The 524-nt window shown below is 44.5% G+C and carries 3 protein-coding genes; all 3 read right to left on the bottom strand.

The features are described 5' to 3' along the window. The coding region (locus HSP_RS11635; RefSeq protein WP_425268514.1) for a hypothetical protein at positions 1 to 102 on the bottom strand (102 nt) is incomplete at its 3' end. A gap of 43 nt (positions 103 to 145) precedes the next feature. Next, positions 146 to 364, bottom strand: a complete 219-nt coding sequence (locus tag HSP_RS11455) for a TrbG/VirB9 family P-type conjugative transfer protein (RefSeq protein WP_010128793.1) — start codon at positions 362 to 364, stop codon at positions 146 to 148. Beyond that, a partial coding sequence (locus HSP_RS11630; protein WP_010128792.1) for a VirB8 family type IV secretion system protein occupies positions 361 to 524 on the bottom strand: 164 nt, incomplete at its 5' end. The genes HSP_RS11455 and HSP_RS11630, both read right to left, overlap by 4 nt.

The raw sequence follows: 524 nt of genomic DNA, 5'->3' as shown, positions 1-524 counted from the left end.
ATACGTGGGTTGTTTCGTGGTTGATATCAGGTAAAGAGGATATATATGCTTATTGGTCTGAACGGTAACGTTTGTATCCGGTTCTTCTGCTTTTGGACGCAGAAACAGAGTGTTGTCCCTGACCGATACTGACCAGGCTTCTGGATCACCAATTCCGACATCTTTTTATTGTTTCGTCTTGTCCGAACTTAATTGTTGTTTGTGCGCCTGCTTTTACGCGCACATTAAATACATCCTGCTCGTTATAATCTACGGTCTGAATACGCCCGTCTCGTTCCGATGGTGTGCCGTACATAGCTGCTAAAGCACCAGGTACTTGTAGCATCGACAAAAGAACTATCGCAGTAGTGCGTTTAAGCATCATTTTATAACCTCTGGATCAGGTTGGTAGCTCAGAACTTGCAGTCCCAGCGGATTCACAAGGCGCTCTTTTTCTGTTTTGATATCTTTATCCCAGTCAAAAGAAATCGTCGAAATCCACTCTGTTGCTCTGTATCCGGGGGCGGGTTTACCAGATAAATCCA

Origin of the sequence: Haemophilus sputorum CCUG 13788 (genome assembly GCF_000238795.1) — a bacterium.
GTDB lineage: Bacteria > Pseudomonadota > Gammaproteobacteria > Enterobacterales > Pasteurellaceae > Haemophilus_A > Haemophilus_A sputorum.
The sequence above is the reverse complement of the archived record's forward strand: the minus strand, read 5'-3'. Positions and strand labels throughout refer to the sequence as shown.